This is a genomic window from Kitasatospora sp. NPDC096128, assembly GCF_040303105.1.
Taxonomy (GTDB): domain Bacteria; phylum Actinomycetota; class Actinomycetes; order Streptomycetales; family Streptomycetaceae; genus Kitasatospora.
In genome coordinates, this window is the sequence record NZ_JBEOSP010000061.1 from 16,178 (window position 1) to 39,019 (window position 22,842).

A 22,842-nucleotide genomic window follows, 5' to 3' on the forward strand; every position below is an offset into this window, starting at 1 on the left:
ATCGGCCCTGTCTGCGGGGACCGTACGGCCCTGTCCGGCGGCGGTCGGTGCGGCGGAGAGTGAAGGCGGGACCACCCGAGGAGGAGTGAGGACGATGCAGCACCGCAGCGTCAACGACGTGATGACCCGTGAGGTCGTCACCGCCCGGCCCGACACGCCGTTCAAGGAGGTCGCGGCGCTGTTCCACCGCAACGACATCACCGCGATCCCGGTGATCGACGACCAGCGCCGACCGCTCGGCATGGTCTCGGAGGCCGACCTGCTCCGCAAGGAGGCCGTTCTGCCGGACCCGGAGGGACGCTTCCCGGGCCGCTGGCTGGACGCGAGCGACCGCGCCCGCGCCGAGGCCGAGACCGCCGGCGGCCTGATGACCAGTCCCGCCGTCACCGCCCGCCCCGGCTGGTCGGTGCCGGAGGCCGCTCGGGCCATGGACAAGCACAAGGTCAAGCGCCTGCCCGTGGTCGACGAGATCGGCCGCCTGGTCGGCATCGTGAGCCGCCGCGACCTGCTCCAGGTCTTCCTGCGCCACGACGCGGCCATCCGGGAGGAGATCACCCACGATGTCCTCGGCCAGACCCTCTGGCTCGCCCCCGGTGACGTCCAGGTGGCGGTGCACGACGGTGTGGTCACGCTCAAGGGCAGGCTTCCGCGCCGCAGCCTGATCCCGATCGCCGAACAGCTCTGCCGCGCCGTGGACGGCGTGGTCGCCGTCCACCACACCCTCGACTGGACCGAGGACGACACCGATCCGGCCGTGGAACACCCCCGCGCCTACCGCGCCGCTTCGTAGGAGGCCACGATGACCCGCACACCGAGCACGGTCGCCGACGTCATGACCCACGCCGTGGTCGCGGTCGGCCGCGACGCGGACTTCCGCGAGGTCGCGGAGACCCTGCAGCGCTGGCAGGTCAGCGCGCTCCCCGTACTGACCGGGGACGGCCGGGTGGTCGGGGTGGTCTCCGAGGCCGACCTGCTCCTCGCCCGGGACCGCGACGGCGAGCGCGCCGACGCGCTGACGGCCGGGCGGATGATGTCCGTTCCGGCGGTCACCGTGCACCCGGGCAACCCGCTCGGCGAGGCCGCCAGGGCGATGGCCCGCGGCCACCTCAAGCGGCTCCCGGTCGTGGACGAGGAGGATTACCTGGTCGGCATCGTCAGCCGGGGCGACCTGTTGAAGGTCTACCTCGGGGACGACCGGGAACTCGCCGACCGGGTCCGCTTCGAGCTGGTCGCCACCCTCGGTCCCGCCGCTGCGGTGGACGCCGACGTCCGCTCCGAGAACGGCCGGATCACCTTGAGCGGCGGCCTGCCGGACACGGTCTCCGGGCCTGTCCTGGAGCGCCTGGTGCGCTCCGTGCCCGGCGTGGCGGACGTCGAGCTGCGGCTCGCCGCCCCGGCCTGACGGGGGCGGGGCGGTGCCCGGCTGCGGCTGGTGTCCGCCTGGCCCCGGCCGCAGCACACGGCGCCCGGACTGCCCGGGGTCAGCGAGGCGCGCGGCCGGGCGCTCGGGCGGTGATCCACCGCGCCTGGTGCCCGGTCGCCGTCGTCCCGCGCGGCTGACCCGGTGCGTCCCACGGCGCGGACGCGCAGAATCGGTGGTGTCACCGCGCACCCCAGGGAGCAGGCCATGGACACGCCCCAGCCCGTACGGGTGTTCCTGCTGGACGACCACGAGGTCGTCCGCCGGGGCGTCCGCGACCTCCTGGAAGCCGAGGAGGACATCGAGGTCGTCGGCGAGGCCGGCAGCTGCGCCCAGGCCCTCGCCCGGGTGCCCGCACTGCGCCCGGACGTCGCCGTTCTCGACGTACGGCTCCCGGACGGCGACGGGGTGACCGTCTGCCGGGAACTGCGCGACCGGATGCCCGAGTTGGTCTGCCTGATGCTGACCTCCTTCGACGACGACGACGCCCTGCTCGACGCGATCATGGCCGGGGCGGCCGGCTACGTCCTCAAACAGGTCAAGGGCGCCGACCTGGTCAGCGCCGTCCGCACGGTCGCCTCCGGCCAGTCGATGCTCGACCCGGCCACCACCCACAAGCTGATGGAGAGCCTGCGCCACCACGAGGAGAGCGAATCCGACGCGGCCCTCGCCGGACTCACCCCGCGCGAGCGGGAGATCCTCGCCCTGGTGGGGGAGGGCAAGACCAACCGGCAGATCGGCCAGGAGCTCTACCTCGCCGAGAAGACCGTGAAGAACCACGTCTCGCGACTGCTCGCCAAACTGGGCGTCGAGCGCCGCCTCCAGGCCGCCGTCCTCGCCGCCCACGCGGAGGAGTCCGAGCAGCACCACCAGCGCCCGCACTGAGCCGACAGGGCCCGGACGGGAGCCCGGGTGGGCCCTGAGGTAGAGCCGAACGGCCCAAGCGGCGCGGATGGCCCCGGCCGCACGGTGGAGGTGACGGAGCTCCCGTCACGGCTTGAGATCGACCCCGACGAGTACTGCACCCGGATGGACACCCTGCGCGGCGGCGGCGACCCGCCCGCCTGACGTCATGGAGGCGGTCATGACCACCACCCTCACCCTCGACGCCCCCGCGCTGGAGAAGCTCGTCTCCGCGGCGGTCGCCGCACCCTCGATCCACAACAGCCAGCCCTGGCGCTTCCGGCTCCAGCCGGACATCTCGATCCTGGAGGTCCGGGCCGACCGCAGCCGCGCCGTCCCGGCCGCCGACCCGCAGGGCCGGGCGCTGCACATCTCCGTCGGCGCGGCCGTCCTCAACCTGCGGATCGCCGCCCGCCACCTCGGCTGGGCACCCGACGTGCGCCTGCTGCCCGACCCGGCCGAACCGGATCTGTTCGCCGCCGTCCGGCTCGACACGGCGGCTGCCGCGCCGCTCCCGGGCACGGACAAGCTGTACGAGGCGATCTGGCACCGGCACACCATCCGCACACCGTTCGCCGCGAAGCCCGTGCCCCCGGCCGTCCTCGACGAACTCGCCGCCGCCGCCCGCTCCGAGGACGCCGTGCTCCACCTGCCCGGCCATGACGAGACCGCCCGACTGCTCCACCTCACCGCCGAGGCCGAACGCCGCAACACCACCGACGAAGCCCAGCGCACCGAGAGCCGCAGCTGGATCCGCACCGGCGACGCACCGCCTTACGGCATCCCGGTCGACGCGCTCGGCCCGCAGGACCGGTCCGGCCACCTGCCGATGCGCGACTTCTCCGCCCTCCACGCCGCCGAGCACCAAGCCCCCGCCACCTTCGAAGCCGAGCCCCGCATCGCCGTCCTCACCACCGAGCACGACACGCCCCGGGACTGGCTGCGGGCCGGCCTTGCCCTGGAACACGTCCTGCTCGCCGCGACCGTCCACGGGGTACGGGCCTCCCTGCTGCACCAGGCCATGGAGTGGCCCTACCTGCGCTGGGAGGCACGCGACCCGCACCGGGGCCCCGGCTACGTCCAGATCCTGATCCGCCTGGGCTACGGCCCCGAGGGCGCCCCCACACCCCGCCTCGGAGCCAAGGATGTCGTGGATCAGGGATGACGACGATGCCGCCGCGTTCACTCGCCGGGGATCGGGACCCGCCAGACCAGCTCGGTGCCGCCCTCGGGGCGGGGGCGTGCGGTGAAGGTGCCGCCCAGGGCGGCGGCGCGGTCGGCGAGGTTGGCGAGTCCGCTGCGGCGGCCGCCCTCGGGGAGGCCGACCCCGTCGTCGGTGACGGTGAGGGTCAGGTCGGTACCGGCGGCCACCTCGACGTCGACGGCGTCGGCCCTGGCGTGGCGGGCGGCGTTGGCCAGGACCTCCTCCAGGACGGCGACGGCGGCGTCGGCGACCTCGGTGGGCACGGTCGCGTCGATCAGGCCGGTCATCCGCAGGGCCGGGGCGAAGCCGAGGGCGCGGGCGGCGCGTTCGACCACCTCGACGACGCGGGTGCGCAGGCCGCTCGCCGCCGGGCCCTTCTCCCGAAGGCGCAGGCCGAAGATGGTGGCGCGGATGGTCTTCGCGGTCTCGTCCAGGTCGTCGATCGCGCGCAGGACCCGGTCGATGGCCTCGGGGTGCTCGATGAAGCGGGTGGCGCCCTGGAGGGTCATTCCGGTGGCGAAGAGCCGCTGGATGGCCAGGTCGTGCAGGTCGCGGGCGATCCGGTCGCGTTCCTGCAGCAACGCCACCTGCTCGGAGTCCCGGCGGCGCTCCGCGAGTTCCATCGCCACCGCCGCCTGGCCGGCGAAGCCCAGCAGTGGCCCGGATTCGCTCTCCTCGAACAGCGGCTCACCAGCCGCCCGGGCCAGCAGCAGCACGCCCCGGATCCCGCGTTCGGTGGTCCCGACCGGAACGGCGACGGCCGGTCCCAGGCCCTGCCAGCGCGGTGGACCGGCGGTGATCCTCGGGTCGTGCTGGACGTCGGGGCTCACCACGAGCCCGCCGGTACGGAAAGCCGCCCCCATGAACGAGCCCTCGATCGGCAGTACCAGACCGCGGTGCTCCCGCTCGCCGAGGCCGATGGCGATCCGCACCTCCAGCTCTCCGGTCCTCGGCAGCGGCGCGGCGACGACGGCGAGGTCCGCGCCGGCGATCTCCGTCGCCCGGGCGAGCAGCAGGTCCAGCACCTCCTGCTCCATGCTGCCCGACAACAGGGCGCTGGTCACCTCCGCACTGGCCTCCAGCCAGCGCTGCCGCCGCCGGGCCCGGTCGTAGAGCCGGGCGTTGTCGATGGCGACCCCGGCGGCGACCGCCAGGGTGGCGAGCACCGCCTCGTCCTCCTCGTCGAAGTCGCCGCCGCCGCGCTTCTCGGTCAGGTAGAGGTTGCCGAACACCTTGCCGCGGATCCGGATCGGCACCCCCAGGAAGCTGCTCATCGCGGGATGGTCGGCCGGGAAGCCGTAGGACGCCGGGTGGTCGGAGATCCGGCTGAGCCGCAGCGGCTCGGGGTGACGGATCAGTTCGCCGAGGATGCCGTGTCCGGACGGCAGGTCGCCGATCAGCTTGACCTGATCGTCCGTGACCCCGACCGGGATGAACTGCGACAGCCGCTGGTCCTCGCCGATCACGCCGAGCGCGCCGAACTCGGCGTCCACCAGGGTGACCGCGGCCGCCACGATGTGGTGCAGGGCCTGGGACAGTTCCAGGTCGCGCCCGACCGCGAGCACCGCTTCCAGCAGGCTGTGCACCCGGTCACGGGTGCCGCGGGCGGCGTCCAGCCGGGCCTGAAGTTCCTCCAGGAGCTCGTCCAGCCGCAGCTTCGGTACGGGGGTGCCCGATTCCGATGCGCTGGTCTCCGACGCGTTGCCCAAGGGATCCTCCGTGGCCGACCCCCGATGCCCACTGACCAGGGTAGGCGCGATCGCCCCGGCCGGCGGGCGCGAGGGGGTCCATCGACCCAGTGGGAGCACCCCACCGGGCCCCTGGCGACGGGACCGGCCCGGGAGACGCTGGAAGTGCGAGCGGAACCGCCGGCTCCGCCCTCCGAGAGGAGCGACCGCAGCATGAAAGCGCTCACCTACCACGGACCCGGCCGCCGCACCTGGGGCGATGTCCCCGACCCGGCCGTCCACGACCCGGAGGACGCCGTCGTCCGGGTGGACGCGGTCACCATCTGCGGCACCGACCTGCACATCCTCAAGGGCGATGTCCCCGAGGTCACCGAGGGCCGCGTCCTCGGACACGAGGCCGTCGGCACCGTCACCGAGACCGGACCGGGCGTGCGCACCGTCACGGCCGGCGACCGCGTCCTGGTCTCCTGCATCTCCGCCTGCGGCCGCTGCGCCTACTGCCGGGCCGCGAGCTACGGCCAGTGCACCGGCGGAGGCGGCTGGATCCTCGGCCACCTGGTCGACGGCTGCCAGGCCGAGTACGTCCGCACCCCCTTCGCGGACACCTCCCTGTACAAGCTGCCCGACCGCGTCCGGGACGAGGACGCCCTGCTGCTCGCCGACATCCTGCCCACCTCCTACGAGGTCGGCGTCCGCAATGGCCGCCTCGGGCCGGGCGACACCGTCGCGATCGTCGGCGCCGGACCGATCGGCCTCGCCGCCGTCCTCACCGCCCGCCTCTACAGCCCGTCCCGCATCATCGCGATCGACCTCGCGCAGAGCCGCCTCGACGCCGCCGAGCGCTTCGGCGCCGACACGACGCTGACCGTGGCCGAGGCGACCCCGGAGGCCGTCCGTGAGCTGAGCCGGGACGGACTGGGTGTGGACGTCGCGATCGAGGCGGTCGGCGTTCCCGAATCCTTCGAACTGTGCACCCGCCTGGTGCGCCCCGGCGGCCGGGTCGCCAACGTGGGCGTGCACGGCAGACCGGCGGTGCTCCACCTGGAGGACCTCTGGATCCGCGACGTCACCATCACCACCGGCCTGGTCGACACCAACTCCACCCCGATGCTGCTCGACATGCTCGCCGTCGGCCGGCTGGGCGTCGAAGGGCTGGTCACCCACCGCTTCGGCCTCGACGAGATGCAGGACGCCTACGACGTCTTCGCCGACGCGGCCGACACCGGGGCCCTCAAGGTCGCGCTCTTCCGGACGTGACCCGCGCGTGCCGAGGAGCCGCAACCATGATCACCGATCGCACCGATCGCACCGATCGCACCGACCGCACCGACCCCGCCGCCATCGCCCGCCGGATCGTCCAACGCCGCGACCAACTCGGCCTGAGCGAAGGGATGCTGGCCTACCGGGCCAACATGGCACCAGCCTACCTGCGGCAACTCCTGCGGACCGGACCGGAGTTCGACCCGCCCGCCTTCGTCCGGCTCGCCACCGCGCTCGGTACGACCTGGCCGCAGCTGCTGACCGGCCGCAACCCCGACGCCCCACCAGGACAGCCCGACGCCGCCGCCTCCCGCCCCTTGCTGCTCCACCTGACCGAACCGCAGTGCTGGGAACTGCTCGGCACCCACGGCGTCGGTCGGATCGGCCTGCCGGTCGGGCCGGCACCGGTCGTGCTCCCGGTGAACTACGCGGTGGACGCCCGGACGGTCGTCTACCGTACGGCGCCCCACGGCGCGGCGGCCCCGGCCGAGGGCTCGCCCGCCTCCTTCCAGGTGGACCGCATCGACGACCACCGCAGCCTCGGCTGGAGCGTCCTGATCCTCGGCGAGGCCCACCACATCGACGACCCGGCCGAGCAGCAGCGGCTCTCCACCCTGCCCGGTGCCACACCATGGGCCGGCGGCTCCCGGCCCCTGTGGGTACGCATCCGCCCCGCCGAGGTCACCGGCCGCCGGATCGGCACGGGGTGAACGCCTGGTCTGGCGCGACCACTACCGCACGCGGCGCCGACGGCGCCGGTCCCCGGCCGCGGTGGGATCGGGTGCCGGCGGTCCCGGCCGGGTCACACCCCCGCGACGTGGGCGAGTTGGCCGACGGCGGCCGTGACGGCCATGGCGAGGCCGCCGCCGATGAGGACGCGCAGGGTCGGGCGCAGGAGCGTGGTGCCGGCGGCGCGGGCGGCGAGCACGCCGGCCAGGGCGAGGCCGCAGAGGGTGACGGCGACGATGAGCCACAGCCGTGCGGTGGTGGAGGCGGCGAGCAGTCCGAGGAAGGGGACGAGCCCGCCGCCGAGGAAGCTGGCGGCGGAGGCGAGGGCGGCCTGGACGGGGTTGGCGGCGGTGTGCTCGCTGTGGCCGAGTTCGTCGCGCAGGTGGGCCTGGAGCGGGTCGGCCTCGTGCAGGGCTTCGGCGACCTGTCGGGCGAGGTCGCGCGGCACGCCCCGGCCCTCGTAGATGGCGGTGAGTTCGGCGAGTTCGGCCTCCGGTGCCTCCGCGAGCTCGCGCGCCTCCTTGGCCCGGTCGGCGGTCTCGACGTCGACCTGTGAGCTGACCGAGACGTACTCGCCGGCGGCCATCGCCATCGCGCCCGCCGAGAGGCCCGCCAGGCCGCCGGTGACGACGGTGGAGGTGCTCGCGCCGCTGGCGGCCAGGCCGACCATGAGGCTGGCGACCGAGACCAGGCCGTCGTTGGCGCCGAGGACGGCGGCGCGAAGCCAGCCGGCCCGGGAGGCGGCGTGGCTCTCCTGGTGGGGGTGGAGTCTGTCGAAGAAGGTCATCGGGCCGGGTGCTCCTGTCCGGTGCTCATGATCAGTTTCATGCCCGGTCGGCGGGCTGTCGCTTCGGGGCGGCCGTCGGGGGAGCGGTCGATCCGTTCGATGCGCCGGGTCGCCGCTCATCACCATCGTGCCCGGAGCGGTGGTCGGACTGCTGCTTGGGCCTGACAGCCCTGACATCGACCGCGATGCAGGTCAAGCGGGGTCGGCGGGGCGGACCGGCGGCGGCAGCGTCCATCGGAGAGCCAGGGGTGTGGCGGTCGACAGGACGCGGGAGGCCTGCCCTCGTGGTCGGAAGGGCCGCCCCGGCGTCGGTTCCAGGGCGGCCCCCGTGCGGCAGCACGCTTCCGGGTGTCCCGCCGCATGATGATGACCTTAGCAGTTGCTAACATTGTCAATTACATGCGAGATCAGGAAGAGGAGTGCGCATCTCACCGCAGTGCCGCACGGCGGCGCCGTCCGCTCCGTACCCGGTACGGGCGGCGGTGGTGTGTCGCCTTGTGCCGGGTGGGCGCGGCCCGTGCGGGTGCTGCGGGCGCTCTTCTCTCCTGGCCGTCCCCGCTGGTCGTGAGGGGTGCATGTCCGCTCGCCGCCGTCCCCGGAGTTGTGCCTGGGGGCGGCGGCGGGCATGGGGTGGGGTTCGGGGCGTGCGACGCGGTGCGATGGCGCTGCGGGCCCGAGCGGCCGCGTTGATCATCCGGTTGCTAAGGTCGACCCTTGGAAGACGGCTGTGCCTGATGGAGACGGTGACGACGTGAACGCCGAAACGCCCGCCCCGGCTCCCGTGATGGGCGCGCCGCTGTACCAGTTGAAGGCGGAGTTCTTCAAAACGCTGGGGCATCCCGCGCGGATCCGCGTCCTGGAGCTGCTGAGCGAGCGTGAGTGCGCCGTCGCCGAGATGCTGCCCGAGGTCGGCATCGAGGCCTCACACCTGTCCCAGCAGCTCGCCGTCCTGCGCCGCTCGAACCTGGTCATCGCCCGTCGCGAGGGTTCGACCGTCTACTACCGCCTCACCAGTCCCGAGGTGGCGGAACTCCTGCGGGTCGCGCGCACCATTCTCAGCGGCGTCATCAGCGACCAAGCCGAACTCCTCACCGGCCTGCGTGCTGAACCCGAACGCCCCGCCCGAGGCTGAACCGGCCCGCTCGCCGGGTTTCGTGGCGCCGGATCACCGGTTCCGCGTCGGTGCGTCGTGCGTGCCGGCGGGCCATGGCGGGGTTCGCCCGGGCTCGCGATGACCGACGCTGATCACAAGAGATCGCCACTGTCTCAATCCACCACATGCGAAATCGGCGACTTGATAACTTCTTCAAGTCAACACATGATGGTGAACTGTTGGATCGGCACAAGGCGTGTTGACCCGGACCCCGGCGGAGGCAGGTGCCGAGCCTGCCCGCGCGATCGCGGCGCTCCGGGGGTATCTCGGAACGCGGCGGTGTGGGCGGATCGCGGACAACGTGAGTCGGCGCTGCCGAGCGTGACGGATGGTCAGAACGGGGTCCGGCGCCCGGATCCTCCGAGCTTCCTTTCAAAGGGATCCCGGGGCCCGCGCCCCGGGGGCTCCGCGGTTCGGACGGCGGTCAGAGGGGTCCGGCCGTGTTGCCGGGGTGTTATGTGCCGGCGGGGACAGTTGGCCGGACAGATCCCTCGCACAGTGAACGGGAGCCGCCGGTGTCCACCGCGAGCGCACCCTCCCCACGGCAGGCCCGCCACCGGGCCGGCCCTGCCGGACGGCAGCCTCCGCGCCTGCCTGGACTTCGGCCCCTCCGACGCCGCCGAGGAGTACCTGGTGTGGCCCGTGAACGAGGCCGTCCTCGCACCGGAACGGGAGCAATGGGCGATCTTCGCCCGGTGGAACCAGCGGTACGAAGCAGGGGGCGCCGCGCTGGATACCCATCCCGGCCATGGGGGAGTCGACGCCCGCTACGACGAACTGACGGCACGACTCGCGCCGCACCGCGAGGCGCCGGCCGATGCGCGTCGACTGGGCGCCGAGTTGCGCCTCACCGACGACCCCCGCTACCGGATCGACGGGGTCGACTACCTGCTCAGGTGGAGTCCACGCGGATGAGGCCGCCGGTCGTCGGGGGCGCGGGGCCCTCGGGGCGACCTGGACCGAGCGAATTGAACGTGTTCAAGAAGCGCGCTAGGCTCGGCGACGAAACGATGAGGGGGAATCATGAAGATCGTCATCCCCGGCGGCTCCGGCGCGCTCGGAACCCTGCTCGACCGCACCCTGACGGCCGCCGGCCACCAGGTCACGGTGCTGAGCCGACGGCCCGCCGGGCCCCGGCAGATCGGCTGGGACGGCCGCACCCAGGGCGCCTGGGCGGCGGAGCTGGACGGCAGTGACGTGGTCCTCAACCTGGCCGGGCGCAGCGTCAACTGCCGCTACACCGCGGAGAACCAGCGGGCCATGATGGACTCCCGGGTGCACTCCGCCCGGGCCGTCGGCCAGGCGATCGCCGCCGCCCGCAGGCCGCCCGCGGTCTGGCTGCAGATGAGCACCGCCACCGTCTACGCCCACCGCCACGACGCGCCCAACGGCGAGACCGACGGGCGGATCGGCGGTACCGAACCCGACGCCCCGGCCTCCTGGCGGTACAGCGTCGACATCGCCCGGGCCTGGGAGGGCGCCCAGACCGACGCCGACACCCCGCACACCCGGCGCCTCGCGCTGCGCACCGCAGTCGTCCTCGGCCCCGAGCGCGGGGGCGCCCTCGACTCGCTGTCCTGGCTGGCGCGGCTCGGCGTCGGCGGGCCGATCGCCGGCGGCGCCCAGTACGTGTCCTGGATCCACGAACAGGACTTCGTGCGCGCCGTCGAGTTCCTGATCGCGCACCCGGAGCTCAGCGGCCCGGTCAACCTCGCAGCCCCGAACCCGTTGCCCCAGCGCGAGTTCATGCGCGAGCTGCGGGCGGGCTGGGGCATGCCGCTGGCCCTGCCCGCCACCCGCTGGATGGCGGAGCTCGGAGCCTTCGCCCTGCGCTCGGAGAGCGAGCTGCTGCTGAAGAGCCGCCGGGTCGTGCCCACCCGGCTGCTGGAGGCCGGCTTCGCCTTCGCCCACCCGGACTGGCCGCAGGCCGCCCGTGACCTGGTGCGGCGGCTGCGCGGACGCTGAGGGTCCGTCCGAACGGGCGTCACGGGGCTGTCACAGCTGCGCGTCGGAGCTTGCCCGGGCGGCCTCGGGGCGCGACGGTGGTGGCGGCCGCGGGGGACGGGGCCGTGGGGGAGGGGGCACGGTGATGCGCACGGTGCGGTTGTCGTCCATGCAGATGCGGAGCGAGCGCTCCGGTGTCGGTTTCGTGCTGATGTTCGCCACGGGAATCGTCCTGGTCGGCACCGGGGTGATCGACCCCCTCGGGGCGTTCCTGGTCGCCCTGGTGGTCGCCGCCGCCGCGCTGTTCGCGACGCCGTACGCCTTCTGGCTGCGGGCGGACGACCAGGGCGTCACCCTGGTCCGGTACCTGGTGCCGCGCCGCTTCGCCTGGGCGGACCTCCACGGGCTGGCGATGGAGTTCGGCAACGAAGCGGAGGGCGACGGCCGCCTCCTCACCCTGCGGCTGCGGCTCGCCGATCCGCGGGGCCGGGTCCCGGGGCCGCTGCTCGGCAAGTTCCCGGTCACCGACGAGGACACCCCCGAGGGCGTCCCGTCCCGGGCGATGGCCGAGCTGTTCGCGGTCTTCGGCGAGCGCGAACTGCCCGTCGAGGAGCCGGAGTTCGCGAACGAGGTGCTCCAGGTGCGAGGCCTCCCGCGGCTGCCGCCGCTGCGGGTGTGGGCCGCGCCCCCCGAGGGGGTGCCCGCGGCCGAGCGGGCCTACAAGGACGCGCCCGGCATCGACGCGGAGGCGGCCGCCCTGCCGGACGAGGGCCTGCGGCCCCGCCAGCGGGGCCGACGCGAGTACCTGCTGCGGCGCGCCGCGCTCGCCGACCGGGTGTTCCTGCGGGACGGGGACGGGCTGGCGCTGGCGATCGCCCTGCGGGCTGCGGAGCAGCTGGTCAAGTACGACCGGATCACGGTCGAGGGCGACCAGCGGCACTACGTGCGCCAGCAGTACCTGAGCTGGCGCACCCTCAATCCGTAGCGGTGTCCGGGTCCGCGGCCAGCAGGTGGTCCAGCACCCGGCCGAACACCAGTCGCCCGGCGAGCGCCACCAGCGGGTCGAACAGCCGGGGCAGGCCGGTGATCCTCAGCTCCTCGGCCCACACCGCCTCGCTGCCCGCACCCACCGCGCGGACCCGCAGCTCGGCGCCGCCGCGCACCACCTTGCCGCGCTTCGCCAGCCGGCACCGGACGGGCGCGGCCAGCTCGACCAGCTCCATCGGGTCGTCGAAGCCCAGCGGCCCGAAGGCCGTCCGCGCCAGCACCACGTCCCCCACCCGCCGCCCGGTACCCCGCACCACGCTCACCCGGGTGAACGGCACCCGCTCGCCGTGCCGGGGCCAGGCGGTCAGCCGGGCCCAGCACTCGGCGGGCGGCAGCGGAGAACGTCGGGTCAGGGTGAAACGGGCCATGCCGCAGTCTAGGACTCCCGCGCTCCGGCCGCCGTGCGGCGGGCGTACGGCGGCCGCCCGGGACGGGTCAGGAGCGGCCGCCGGGATCGGGTCGGAGCGGCAGGGCCAGCCACGGGCCGAAGGCGGTCGGGCCGGTGGCCGTGAGATCGGCCCTCCTGGTCCACCTTCCGTTCGCGGTCCCGTCGAGTGCCGCTGCGGCCGCAGTGCGACTACGGCGCCAACAGCGTGGCCAGCGCCGGGAGATCGGCCCCGGCGGCGAGCAGCACCACCTGTGGCGGCGGGCCGGGCGGACCGAGCCGGGCGATCTCGTACGCGGTGACGCCCCGGCCCGGCGGGGCGACCAGGGCGACGGGCGCGCAGCCCGCCAACAGCGGTGCCAGCACCGGGCGGTAGGCGTCGGGCGGGGTGTCCTCCGAGTCCGGGTGCAGCACGCCGAGGGCCTGCGGGCCGGGCCAGGCGCGAGCGGCGCCGGGGTCGCCGGGGTGGCCGGTCCGCGGGGCGCCGGGCGGGGGGAGCAGCAGCACCCAGCCGGCGCCCGGCCGTTCGGCGCGGTGCAGCACGTCCAGCCGCACGGTGGGCGGAGCGCCGTCCGGGGTGGCGGGGCAGGGCTCGCCGGGGCGCGGGGCGGGCTGCCCGGCGAGGGTGGAGCGCAGCACCTCGGTGGCGCTCAGTCCGCTCGGCAGGTCGGGGAAGCTGCGCAGCAGGTGGGCGCTCTGGCTGAGGAGTTCGGCGGCGTCCTGGTCGGTGAGCAGTGCGCGGTCGTGGGTCGTGGTGAGGACGAGTCCGCCGGTCGCGTCGTAGTGCGCGGCGAGGGTGACCGGGTACGAAGTGAGGGTGCCGGCCGGAACGGGCGTCTCCACGTGGATGCCGTGCGCCGCGAGGTCGCTCTCCAGCCGTAGTTGGTGCGCGGTCATCGGCTGGTGATCGAGGACGACCAGGCTGTCGGGCCGCCGGTCGCGCCCGCCGGGGCCGAAGTGCTCGGCCTGGCCGGGGGAGACCCATTCGTAGGCGGCGAGGTCGACCACGGTGTCGCGCAGGGTGCCGAGCAACTGCGGCACGGTGGTGCCCGGCTGGACCCGGACCGAGATCGGCAGCGGGTTGCGCAGGGCGCCGGGCAGCCGGTCGACGCCCTCCAGCGGGATGCCGCGGCCGGAGACGGCGACCGCGAAGCCGACCCGGACCGCCCGGGCCGGGCGCCGCGGCCGCTCGGACTGCGCGGCGCGGTACAGCAGCAGCGCCCAGGCGGCCTGCAGTGCGCTGCTCTCGCCCGCGCCGAGGGCCGCCGCCCAGCCGCGCAGCTTGACCGCCTCGTACGGGGTGAGTCGGCGCCGGGCCCGGCCGCTGCCGCGCCGGCGCGGGTCCGGGGAGAGCGGCAGCCGGGCCGTGGCGGCGGGCCGGGTGGACCAGAACTCCTGGGCGGCGCCGGTGGGTTGGGCGGCCAGCCAGCGGGCGTGGTCGCGCAGGTCGGGGCGGCGTTCGCCGCCGGGCAGCACCCCGCCGGTGAGGTAGGCGCGGTAGAAGGACTGCAGCAGCAGCCGGACGCTCCAGCCGTCCAGCATGGCGTGGTGGTAGGTGAGCAGCACCCGGGTGGCGGGGCCCTCGTCCTCGGTCTGCGGGGCGTCCAGCAGGGTGGCGCGCAGCAGGCCGGGGCGGCGCAGGTCGAAGCCGCGCAGGCGGTCGGCGGCCAGCAGTTCCTCCCAGCCGAGGCTGCCGTGGGGGTGCCGGGTGACCTCGGGGGCGGCGTGCTCGTGCAGCACCATCCACGGGTCGCCGCTGCCGTCCCGCTCCCAGTCGAAGGAGGCGCGCAGCACCGTCTCGTGGTCGGTCACCGACTGCCAGGCCGCGGTGAAGCGCTCGGTGTCCAGCGGGCCGTGCCACTTCCAGGACAGCTGCTCGATGTGCCGCCCGCCGTGGTCGGCGCGGCCGACCACCTGGCGCAGCAGCTCGCGCTGCAGCGCGCTGGTCGGCACGGTGACGGGCTCCGGCGGGTGGGCGAGGGCCGCCCGCAGCTCCTCCAGCAGCCCGACGGCGCGCCCGGGCGGGCCGGGGGCGATGCCCACGAACAGCCGCTGGGGGCCGCCGCGGAGGTCCGTCACCAGGACGGCCCGCAGCGGCGGCCCGGCGGCCAGGGACCGGCCCAGGTCGGCGAGCACGCCGTCCAGCCCGGCAGGGCCGGCCACTGCCCGCTGCCACAGCAGGTCGGCGGCGGGCTCCCGAGCGGCGGGCTCCCGGGCGGCGGTGCGCAGGGCGTCCTGGAGGGCGGCGGGCTCGTACGACCGGTGCAGCTCGACCAGCAGGAACTCCGGCAGCCGCGGGCCGGGCCGCCGGGCGGGACCGGCGGGACCGGCGGGACCAGCAGGACCGGCGGGAACGGCAGGACCGGCGGGAACACCCGGGCCGGCGGGAACAGTGGGAACAGCGGGGCCGGCCGGGACCGGGCCGGGGTGGGTGTCGGGGCGGGGGCGGGAGGCCGTCCGGGCGAGCGCGGCGCTCACCGCGGCCGGGTCGAGTGCTCTCGGCGGGCGGGCGGCGGGCAGGCAGGGCGCGACCGCGGGGGCACCGGCCACCAGCAGGGTGACGGGTGCACTGGAGAACTGGCGGTTCGTCATCGCTGATCAACGGGCTCCTGGCCCGGTTCCTTCCCGTCGGCCGGCCCGGGTGCGGGCCGGGGCTACTGGGTGGCGAGGCCGCCGCAGACGTTGAGCGCCTGGGCGGTGATGCTGGCCGCGGTGGGGCTGGTGAGGTAGCCGGCCAGCGAGGCGACCTCCTCGGGGGTGGTGTAGCGCCCGAGCGGGATATGGGTCTGGAAGTGCTGGTGGATGGTCTCGGGTGTGGTGTTGTAGGCGGTCGCGTACTCGTGGTGGATCCGGGTGGTGTGCGGGGTGTGCACGTAGCCGGGGCAGATGGCGTTGACCGTGGTGCCGGTCGGTGCCAGCTCCTTGGCCAGGGCCCGGGTGAAGCCGATCACCGCGTGCTTGCTCGCGGTGTACGGGGCGCCGTAGGTGACGGCCTGCTTCCCGGCGGTGGAGGCGATGTTGATGATGCGCGGGTGGGCGGTGGTGGTGATCCGGCCGTGTTTGAGGGTCTCCCGGGTGACCAGGAAGACGGCGTTCAGGTTGGTGTCGATGACGTCGTACCAGAGGTCGTCGGTGGTGGTGGCGGTCGGACCGCCGCCGGTGCGGCCGGCGTTGTTGACCAGGACGGTGATCGGTCCGTGCGCGGCGACCGTGCGCTGGACCAGCTCGGTGACCTGTGTGGGGTCGCGGACGTCGCAGGTGGAGCCGTCTGCCTGGTGGCCCTCGCCGCGCAGGGTTTCCAGGGCCTCGCCGATGTGCTCGGCGGTGCGGGCGCAGATGTAGACGTGGTGGCCGCGGCTGCCGAGTTCGCGGGCGATGGCGAGGCCGATCCCGCGGGTGCCGCCGGTGATCAGGGCGAGGGGTTTCTCGGGTTCGGTGGTCATGACGGGTCCTGTGGGTGAGGGCGGGAGAGGTCGTGCGTCCTGGGGTGCGCCTTGGGCGGAGTAGGGGCCGTGGGTCCTGGGGCTCGGACACGGTTCAGGCGGAGTAGAGGTTGTAGGTCGTGGGGTGTGCGGTGGTCGGGGTGTTGAGGGCGGGGTCGAGGGTGAGGATGGCGTGGTGCAGGTGCTGGAGGTGCGGGGAGGGCTGGATGCCGAGCTCGTTGGTCAGCCGGTGCCGGAGGTGGTGGTAGGCGGAGAGCGCGTTGGTCTGCCGGCCGGCCCGGTAGAGCGCGACCATGGCCTGGGCGTGCAGGCCTTCGTGGTGCGGGTGCTGGTGGGTGAGGTGGGTGAGTTCGGGGATCAGCTCGTTGTGCCGGCCGAGCCGCAGGTCGCTGTCGATGCGTCGTTCCAGGGTGATCAGCCGGCTCTCCTCCAGGCGCATGATCTCGATGGTGAGGATCGGCCCGGGCCGGACGTCGACCAGGGCCGGGCCGTGCCAGAGGGCGAGTGCCTGGCGGAAGTGGGTGGCGGCCTGGTGGTCGTGGCCGTGGTTGAAGGCGTGCTGGCCCTGGGTGATCAGCAGGTTGTAGGTGTGCACGTCCAGGGCGTCGGGGTGGGCGGTGAGTTGGTAGCCGCCGTGCCGGGTGGTCAGGACGTCCTTGGCGGTGATGTGCGGGGTCGGGCCGAGGGACTGGGTGATCCGGCGGCGCAGTTGCAGGATGTACGTCTGCATGGTGGTGAGCGCCTGTCTCGGGGGGTCGTCGCCCCAGATCTCCTCGATCAGTGTGGCGGTGGGCAGGATCCGGTTGGGGTACAGCGCGAGCAGGGCGAGGATCTGGCGCTGTTTGGCGGCGGTGGGGACGACGGAGATGCCGTTCAGGTCGGCGGTGAGGGGGCCGAGGACCTTGAGGTGCATGGCGGTTCTCCTCTCGTACGCGGGTGGCGGCGGCTCGGCCGGACGGGTGCGTGTTCGAATCCGAGGGATGGTCGGGTGGACGCGTCGCACCTTAGTTGCGCCGGGCGGGGGCGGCCGGATTCCTCGAGCGCGGATCGAGCACGGTTCCGGGCGGGCTGATGGGGCGGTGCGGAGCCGGGGGCCGGTCTCCGCGCCGCTGGTGATCGTTCATCGGATCCCGTCGGATCGCCCGGCGGAGGTCTACCGGCGCGAGTGGACGCCGTCCTGGCGCGCCGGCACGGCCGGGTCCGGGTGGTGCGCCGGCCGGTCCGAGGGGTAGAACCGCCGGGCCCAGTGCCGCATCGCGCCGATCGGCCCGTCGCCGGCGGCGAGCCGTGGCGGGGAGAGGTACTTCTTGGTGGACCAGATCGGGAAGTCCGCCGCGGTGAACTCGGTGCTCCGCTTGAACATCGGGCCCGCCAGCACCCTGGTCGCCGCACGGCTGACGGCGCGGGCGAGCGCGGGAGGGAGCCCGGCCGGCTCGGCCAGGACGAAGCGACCGGCCTGGCGCAGCTGCATCCGGCCGGGGGAGACCTGGGTGGGCATCACCAGCGAGCAGATCTCCAGGCCGAGCGAGGGCGTACGGACATCGGTGTGCAGCGCGGCGAGGCCGTACCCGTCGACCTCGATCTCGACCTCCCGCATCCCGAGCACCGGGAACCTCTCCCGCACCCGCATGGAGATGTGGAAGCGCGCCCCGTCGAATTCCACCGGGGCCGCCAACTCGCCCTGTGGCCAGCCGTGCAGGGTGACGAAGTGGCCGAGGTCGAAGGAGTTCTCCATGACGTCCTGGGCGAGGCCCGGCATCTCCCAGGAGGCGTGCCGCAGCGGTCGGTCGCCGAGTGCGTGCCAGGCGGGGATCTCCCAGTCCGGCTCCCGGTCGTCGTGGTGGCGCCAGACGAAGACGGCGCCGTTCACCTCGTTCACCGGCAGTGGGGACAGCGCGGCGCGGGGCGGCGGGGTGCTGTAGCCGGTCCGCACGCACCGGCCGTCGGCGTCGAAGGCGAACAGGTGGAAGGGGCAGACCAGGTCGTTGCCCCGAACCGCGGCGAGCCCGAGGTGGGCGCCCAGGTGCGGGCAGTACGGCCGGACGGCGCGCAGGCTGCCGTCGCGCAGCCGGTACAGCACGACGTCCTCGCCGGCCAGTTGCCTGGTGATCACCGTGCCGGGCTTGAGCTCGGCGGAGAAGGCGAGGGCGGCCCACCCGTCGGGATAGGGCAGGCCCGGCGGCAGCGCGATGTCGGCTGCGGTCGGGCGGTCGCTGACGGGGTGGACGTGGTCGTGGGGCAAGCGCATGAGCGTCTCCTGTCGGCCTGCTCGGCGCCGCCTCCTCCAGGCGATGAGCGCCCGAACGGCATGGAGTTCAGATGCTAGCCATGGATCGGTCGCGGTCGCATGGTCAACCTCCCTAAGGAGGTAGAAATCTGATGATCCGTCATGTATGGCTTTCGAGTCAAAGCTTGGTAAAGTCCGGTCCGCCCCCTGGATGTGCCATTGCACATGTCACATCATGCTCCCCATGAGAAAAGCCATCGCCCTCCTCGCGGCCGCCGCGGCCGTCGCCACCTTCGGCGGGCTCGTCGGCCCCGCCTCCGCCACCGAACCCGACGCCCCCGACCTGGCCGACACCGGCCAGGGCGCGCTCGCCTGGAGCTCCTGCAACGACGCCGCAACCCCGGCGCTCCAGTGCGCGATGCTCGACGTGCCGGTGGACTACGCCGACCCGCGCGGGCGCAAGATCAAGATCAAGCTCAACCGGCTGCCCGCCACTGCGCCCAAGGACAAGCAGCAGGGCCCGATCCTGCTCAACCCCGGCGGCCCCGGCGACTCCGGCCTCTGGATGCCCGCCTACATCGCCGGAAAGATCCCGGCGGACGTCGCCTCGACCTACGACTGGATCGGCTTCGACCCGCGCGGCACCAACGGCAGCGACCCCCACGTCATCTGCGACGCCCACTACTTCGACGCCGAGCGCCCCGACTACCAGCTGAGCCAGGGGACTTCGAAGGCCTGGCTGAAGAAGGCGGCCGGCTATGCGGCCGACTGCGCGGCCGACTGGTCCTGGCTGCTGCCGCACATGACCACCGTCGACAACGCCCGCGACCTCGACAGCATCCGCCGGGCCCTGGGCGTATCGAAGATCAACTACTACGGCGGCTCCTGGGGCACCTCGCTCGGTTCGACGTACGGCCAGCTCTTCCCCTCGCACGTGCGCCGGATGGTACTGGACAGCATCGTCGGCCCGACCATCAGCTGGTACGACCACAACGTCCTCCAGGACGAGGAACACCAGCGACGCTTCGACGCCTTCACCGCCTGGACCGCCAAGGCCGACCCGACCTACCACCTGGGCACCGACCCCGCCGCCGTGGCCCGGGCCTACCACCAGGTCGAGGACGCGCTGCGCAAGGACCCGGTCGACGCCGCCCCGGCACCCGGGAAGATCGGCCCCGCCGAGTTCGAGGACACCTTCTACGGCGGCGGCTACAACTTCCTGCGCTGGCCCCGGATGGCCACCGTGCTCTCCGGCTACCTCACCCAGCACGACACCCGGCCGCTGAACATCGCCTACAACAAGTACGCGGCCCCCGGCGCCGACGACGGCGCCTTCCCCGCCTACAACGCCGCCCAGTGCACCGAGAACGCCTGGCCGCGCGACTGGGAGTTCTGGAAGAAGGACCAGGCGAAGGTCGACGCCCGCGCGCCCTTCTACGCCTATAACAACATGTGGTACAACGCCGCCTGCATGTTCTGGCCGTACCAGGGCAACCCGGCGGGCCGCCTCAAGATCACCGGCAAGGGGCTGCCCCCCGTCCTGCTGTTCCAGGCCACCGAGGACGCCGCCACCCCCTACCAGGGCGGCCTCGCCATGCACGACGCGCTGCCGGGCTCCAAGCTCGTCGTCCAGAACGGCGGCAGCTTCCACGAGATCCTCTTCCACGGCAACGCCTGCCTGGACGACACCTTCACCGCCTACCTGCGCGACGGCAGCCTGCCCCAGGGCAAGGGACGGATCGCCAAGACCTGCGCCCCCGAGGACGACCCGGCGCCCGTGTACGTGACCCCGCCGCCCGCCACCGCGAAGGCGCTCACCACCGCCCCGGCCGCCCCGCTCGCGCCCACCGACCCCGAGGCCGTGCGCGGGGTGCTCCGCTAGGGCGCATCCGACACGCCTCAGGGGCTCTCGGCCGGTCCGACCGCGCTGAGCGGCGCAGCCAGCGACTCCAGGCTGCGCCGCTCCGCCCGTACGCCGATCGCCGCCTCGACCAGGCCGGCGGCCGTCATCAGCGCCGCCCCGACACAGAAGGCGAGCGTGGTGTCGGAGACCTCGCCGCTGCTCACCAGGCCGTTGAAGAGCAGCGGGCCGCTGATGCCGCCGACCGCCGTGCCGACGGCGTAGAAGAAGGCGATGGACAGCGCCCTGGTCTCCAGCGGGAAGATCTCGCTGACCGTCAGGTAGGCCGCGCTGGCCCCGGCCGAGGCGAGGAACAGCACGGCCGTCCAGCAGCCCGTCATGGAGGCGGCGGAGAGCGAGCCGTGCTGGAAGAGCGCGGCGGTGGCGAACAGCAGGACGCCGGAGCCGATGTAGGTGCCGGCGATCATCGGCTTGCGGCCGATCGAGTCGAAGAGGTGGCCGAGCAGCAGCGGGCCGAGGAAGTTGCCGACCGCGATCACCGCGAAGTAGTAGCCGGTATCGCCCTCGGGCACCGCGAAGTAGGTGGTCAGGATGGTGGCGTAGCCGAAGGTCACCGCGTTGTAGAGGAAGGCCTGGCCGATGAAGAGCGCCAGGCCGAGCACGGTGCGGCGCGGGTAGCGGGCGATCACCGTGCGCAGCACCGCGCCGAAGCCCAGGGGCGCGCGTTCGCGGATCAGGATCGGCTCCCCGGTGACCGGCGGCAGCGCCGCTGCGGTCTCCCGCTCGACCGCCTCCTCCGCCTCGGCGACCACCTGCTCGGCCTCCGGCGCCCGCCCGTGGGTGAACAGCCAGCGCGGGCTCTCCGGGACGTGCCGGCGCACCAGCATGATCACCAGGCCCAGGACCACGCCGATGCCGAAGGCGAGCCGCCAGCCGAGGTCCGTCGCGAAGAGGGAGGTGTTGAGCAGCGCAATCGAGGCGAACGCGCCGACCGCGGCGCCGACCCAGAAGCTGCCGTTGATGATGAGGTCGACCCGGCCGCGCACCCGGGCCGGGATCAGCTCGTCGATCGCCGAGTTGATGGCCGCGTACTCGCCGCCGATGCCGAAGCCGGTGAAGAAGCGGCAGAGGAAGAAGAACCAGGCCGTCCAGGACAGCGAGGTGACGGCGGTGGCGGCCAGGTACACGGCGAGGGTGACCATGAACAGCTTCTTGCGGCCCAGCCGGTCGGTCAGCCAGCCGAAGAACAGCGCCCCGGTGCAGGCGCCCGCCACGTAGACGGCGGCCGCGACGGTGGTCACCTGGGCGGTGGTGATGGCGATGCCGCTGCCGTCCTGGGCGAGCCGTCCGGCCATGTTGCCGACGATCGTCACCTCCAGGCCGTCCAGGATCCAGACGGTGCCGAGGCCGATCACGATCCGCCAGTGCCAGCGGGACCAGGGCAGCCGGTCCAGCCGGGCCGGCACGTCGGTGGCGATCACCCCGGGCGGCGTCGGCCACTGCCGGGACGAGGTCGACTTCGCCGGATCGGTCATGACGGTCCTCCTTCGCCTGCCGGATGCCCGCCGCGAGTTCGTCACGCTCGGTGAACGGTTGCGGCTCCTCCGTCATGATGCCCCGGTGGCGGCCGGTGCGCCGCCCGGGCGGGGTCGGTGGGAGTGGCAGGGCTGCCGGACGGCGATCGCGAACGGGACGCCCAGCAGGATCGCGGCCGGGCACAGCGGCAGGACGGCGAGCGCAAGCGACAGGAGCCGCCCGGCGACGAGTGCAGGGCTTGCGTGGCCGTCCAGGAACGTCCGGATCGGCGCCCGGCCGGCCCCGGCCATGGCGACGATCGGCCGGGGCGATCGGGCCTGGAAGCAGGGGTTCTTGCGACCGGGGCGTGAACGGCCCGGCCGCGCGCCGGAGCTGCTCGGGGTCGCGGTCAGCGGGGCCTGCAGAGCGTCGCGAAGCCGACCAGGAAGGGGATGGCGAGCAGCAGGGCGGCGAGGAACCCGCGGACCGGGCTGCCGCGCCCCCAGCCGGCGAGCAGGAGGAGGAGGCCCGCGGGGAAGAGGATGAGGAGGAACGGCAGCGGCAGGAGGTTGGGGGCGGAGACCGCGACCTCGGTGCCGAGCACCACCCCGGCGACGATCCGGCAGGTCCGGCGGAACCACAGGGGGTCGGCGATCGCCTGGGGCAGCACGGTGAGTGCCAGGAGCAGGAACCAGAGGGTGGCGGCCCACCAGGTCGCGGACGTGTCGATCAGGAACCAGGGCTGCACCCAGGTGGCGGCGGCGAACAGGGCGATCGGCCAGGGCCGGTCGGTGCGGCGGGTGAAGAGGTGTCCTGGCATCCGGTCCCCCCGGTGGCTTTGAACAGGTTCAAACTGAACGAGTTCAAAACTATCCCCGGCGGCCGCCCGGGGGCAAGTCCGGTTCCCGGAGGCCCCGCAGTACCGGCCGGTCGCATATGCGAGCGTCGTGGGCGTCTGAGTCGCCGCCGTGCGCCCGATGGGTGCCCGGGCGCTGGAAGGCCGGTCGAGGGGCGCTGGAAAGCGCTTTCGGCCCCGGGTGGGGTGTGTTGTGGTGAGTGGCGGAGAGCTGCGGCCGTCGCCATGGCCGGTGCCGTAGACGCTCACGCATGTGCCTGAGTGCGGAGGCTATGGTTCGCCGGCCCGGCGTGGATTTGACTGGTGGACATGAGGACGGATGGTTCGGAGGCCCGCAGTGCCCCCGTTCGGTCCGCCGGTTTCTCCTACTCCGAGTGAGGGTGGTCGTGATGGCTGGTGCGGTGGCTGGTGCCGGTGTGG

The 22,842-nt window shown here is 73.7% G+C and carries 21 protein-coding genes; 11 read left to right on the forward strand and 10 right to left on the reverse strand.

Going from position 1 to position 22,842, the window contains the following annotated elements:
• Positions 1 to 94: 94 nt before the first annotated feature.
• The 4 genes from ABTY61_RS37925 (at position 95) to ABTY61_RS37940 (ending at position 3,488) form a co-directional block, all read left to right on the forward strand.
• Positions 95 to 790: a CBS domain-containing protein gene (locus tag ABTY61_RS37925; protein WP_350509757.1), complete on the forward strand. Its 696-nt coding sequence runs from the start codon at positions 95 to 97 to the stop codon at positions 788 to 790.
• A 9-nt stretch (positions 791 to 799) separates the two neighbouring features.
• Positions 800 to 1,402, forward strand: a complete 603-nt coding sequence (locus ABTY61_RS37930; protein ID WP_350509758.1) for a CBS domain-containing protein — start codon at positions 800 to 802, stop codon at positions 1,400 to 1,402.
• A 225-nt stretch (positions 1,403 to 1,627) separates the two neighbouring features.
• A complete protein-coding gene (locus ABTY61_RS37935) occupies positions 1,628 to 2,305 on the forward strand; it encodes a response regulator (RefSeq protein WP_350509759.1) in 678 nt (225 codons plus the stop codon).
• 199 nt (positions 2,306 to 2,504) lie between these two features.
• Positions 2,505 to 3,488, forward strand: a complete 984-nt coding sequence (locus tag ABTY61_RS37940) for an Acg family FMN-binding oxidoreductase (RefSeq protein WP_350509760.1) — start codon at positions 2,505 to 2,507, stop codon at positions 3,486 to 3,488.
• A gap of 17 nt (positions 3,489 to 3,505) precedes the next feature.
• On the opposite strand, the gene ABTY61_RS37945 is transcribed toward ABTY61_RS37940, so the two are convergent.
• Positions 3,506 to 5,236, reverse strand: coding sequence for a sensor histidine kinase (locus ABTY61_RS37945; RefSeq protein WP_350509761.1), 1,731 nt, complete (start codon positions 5,234 to 5,236; stop codon positions 3,506 to 3,508).
• Between the two features lie 192 nt (positions 5,237 to 5,428).
• On the opposite strand from ABTY61_RS37945, the gene ABTY61_RS37950 reads away from it, so the two are divergent.
• Positions 5,429 to 6,472, forward strand: a complete 1,044-nt coding sequence (locus tag ABTY61_RS37950; RefSeq protein ID WP_350509762.1) for a zinc-dependent alcohol dehydrogenase family protein — start codon at positions 5,429 to 5,431, stop codon at positions 6,470 to 6,472.
• A 26-nt stretch (positions 6,473 to 6,498) separates the two neighbouring features.
• Entirely contained in the window at positions 6,499 to 7,185 is a 687-nt protein-coding gene (locus ABTY61_RS37955; RefSeq protein ID WP_350509763.1) for a helix-turn-helix domain-containing protein, read from the forward strand.
• Positions 7,186 to 7,277: 92 nt separating this feature from the next.
• Here the strand turns inward: ABTY61_RS37955 and ABTY61_RS37960 are convergent, their stop codons facing one another.
• On the reverse strand, positions 7,278 to 7,991 hold the full coding sequence (locus ABTY61_RS37960; RefSeq protein WP_350509764.1) for a VIT1/CCC1 transporter family protein: 714 nt from the start codon (positions 7,989 to 7,991) through the stop codon (positions 7,278 to 7,280).
• A gap of 784 nt (positions 7,992 to 8,775) precedes the next feature.
• On the opposite strand from ABTY61_RS37960, the gene ABTY61_RS37965 reads away from it, so the two are divergent.
• The 4 genes from ABTY61_RS37965 (at position 8,776) to ABTY61_RS37980 (ending at position 12,073) form a co-directional block, all read left to right on the forward strand.
• On the forward strand, positions 8,776 to 9,123 hold the full coding sequence (locus ABTY61_RS37965) for an ArsR/SmtB family transcription factor (protein WP_350509777.1): 348 nt from the start codon (positions 8,776 to 8,778) through the stop codon (positions 9,121 to 9,123).
• A 654-nt stretch (positions 9,124 to 9,777) separates the two neighbouring features.
• The gene (locus tag ABTY61_RS37970) at positions 9,778 to 10,059 is read left to right on the forward strand and encodes a hypothetical protein (protein WP_350509765.1); all 282 of its coding nucleotides are present in this window, start codon (positions 9,778 to 9,780) and stop codon (positions 10,057 to 10,059) included.
• 108 nt (positions 10,060 to 10,167) lie between these two features.
• The gene (locus ABTY61_RS37975; protein WP_350509766.1) at positions 10,168 to 11,109 is read left to right on the forward strand and encodes a TIGR01777 family oxidoreductase; all 942 of its coding nucleotides are present in this window, start codon (positions 10,168 to 10,170) and stop codon (positions 11,107 to 11,109) included.
• Positions 11,110 to 11,257: 148 nt separating this feature from the next.
• Positions 11,258 to 12,073, forward strand: coding sequence for a hypothetical protein (locus ABTY61_RS37980; RefSeq protein ID WP_350509767.1), 816 nt, complete (start codon positions 11,258 to 11,260; stop codon positions 12,071 to 12,073).
• On the opposite strand, the gene ABTY61_RS37985 is transcribed toward ABTY61_RS37980, so the two are convergent.
• From ABTY61_RS37985 to ABTY61_RS38005, 5 genes are all read right to left on the reverse strand, one after another.
• On the reverse strand, positions 12,063 to 12,503 hold the full coding sequence (locus ABTY61_RS37985; protein ID WP_350509768.1) for an SRPBCC family protein: 441 nt from the start codon (positions 12,501 to 12,503) through the stop codon (positions 12,063 to 12,065). The genes ABTY61_RS37980 and ABTY61_RS37985 overlap by 11 nt on opposite strands.
• A gap of 209 nt (positions 12,504 to 12,712) precedes the next feature.
• Positions 12,713 to 15,112 carry a condensation domain-containing protein gene (locus tag ABTY61_RS37990; protein WP_350509769.1) on the reverse strand — a complete coding sequence of 800 codons (2,400 nt, stop codon included), beginning with the start codon at positions 15,110 to 15,112 and terminating at the stop codon, positions 12,713 to 12,715.
• A 62-nt stretch (positions 15,113 to 15,174) separates the two neighbouring features.
• Positions 15,175 to 15,963 carry an SDR family NAD(P)-dependent oxidoreductase gene (locus tag ABTY61_RS37995; protein WP_350509770.1) on the reverse strand — a complete coding sequence of 263 codons (789 nt, stop codon included), beginning with the start codon at positions 15,961 to 15,963 and terminating at the stop codon, positions 15,175 to 15,177.
• Positions 15,964 to 16,057: 94 nt separating this feature from the next.
• Complete coding sequence (locus ABTY61_RS38000; RefSeq protein ID WP_350509771.1) at positions 16,058 to 16,876, reverse strand: AfsR/SARP family transcriptional regulator; 819 nt, start codon at positions 16,874 to 16,876, stop codon at positions 16,058 to 16,060.
• A 240-nt stretch (positions 16,877 to 17,116) separates the two neighbouring features.
• Positions 17,117 to 18,211: a Rieske 2Fe-2S domain-containing protein gene (locus tag ABTY61_RS38005; RefSeq protein ID WP_350509772.1), complete on the reverse strand. Its 1,095-nt coding sequence runs from the start codon at positions 18,209 to 18,211 to the stop codon at positions 17,117 to 17,119.
• A 223-nt stretch (positions 18,212 to 18,434) separates the two neighbouring features.
• Here ABTY61_RS38005 and ABTY61_RS38010 point away from each other — a divergent pair, with 223 nt between their 5' ends.
• Positions 18,435 to 20,072, forward strand: coding sequence for an alpha/beta hydrolase (locus tag ABTY61_RS38010; protein ID WP_350509773.1), 1,638 nt, complete (start codon positions 18,435 to 18,437; stop codon positions 20,070 to 20,072).
• A 17-nt stretch (positions 20,073 to 20,089) separates the two neighbouring features.
• Here the strand turns inward: ABTY61_RS38010 and ABTY61_RS38015 are convergent, their stop codons facing one another.
• From ABTY61_RS38015 to ABTY61_RS38025, 3 genes are all read right to left on the reverse strand, one after another.
• Positions 20,090 to 21,586 (reverse strand): MFS transporter, encoded by a 1,497-nt coding sequence (locus tag ABTY61_RS38015; RefSeq protein ID WP_350509774.1) that lies wholly within the window; start codon positions 21,584 to 21,586, stop codon positions 20,090 to 20,092.
• A gap of 72 nt (positions 21,587 to 21,658) precedes the next feature.
• Positions 21,659 to 21,877 carry a hypothetical protein gene (locus ABTY61_RS38020; RefSeq protein WP_350509775.1) on the reverse strand — a complete coding sequence of 73 codons (219 nt, stop codon included), beginning with the start codon at positions 21,875 to 21,877 and terminating at the stop codon, positions 21,659 to 21,661.
• A gap of 98 nt (positions 21,878 to 21,975) precedes the next feature.
• The gene (locus tag ABTY61_RS38025; RefSeq protein WP_350509776.1) at positions 21,976 to 22,386 is read right to left on the reverse strand and encodes a hypothetical protein; all 411 of its coding nucleotides are present in this window, start codon (positions 22,384 to 22,386) and stop codon (positions 21,976 to 21,978) included.
• Between the last annotated feature and the right edge of the window lie 456 nt (positions 22,387 to 22,842).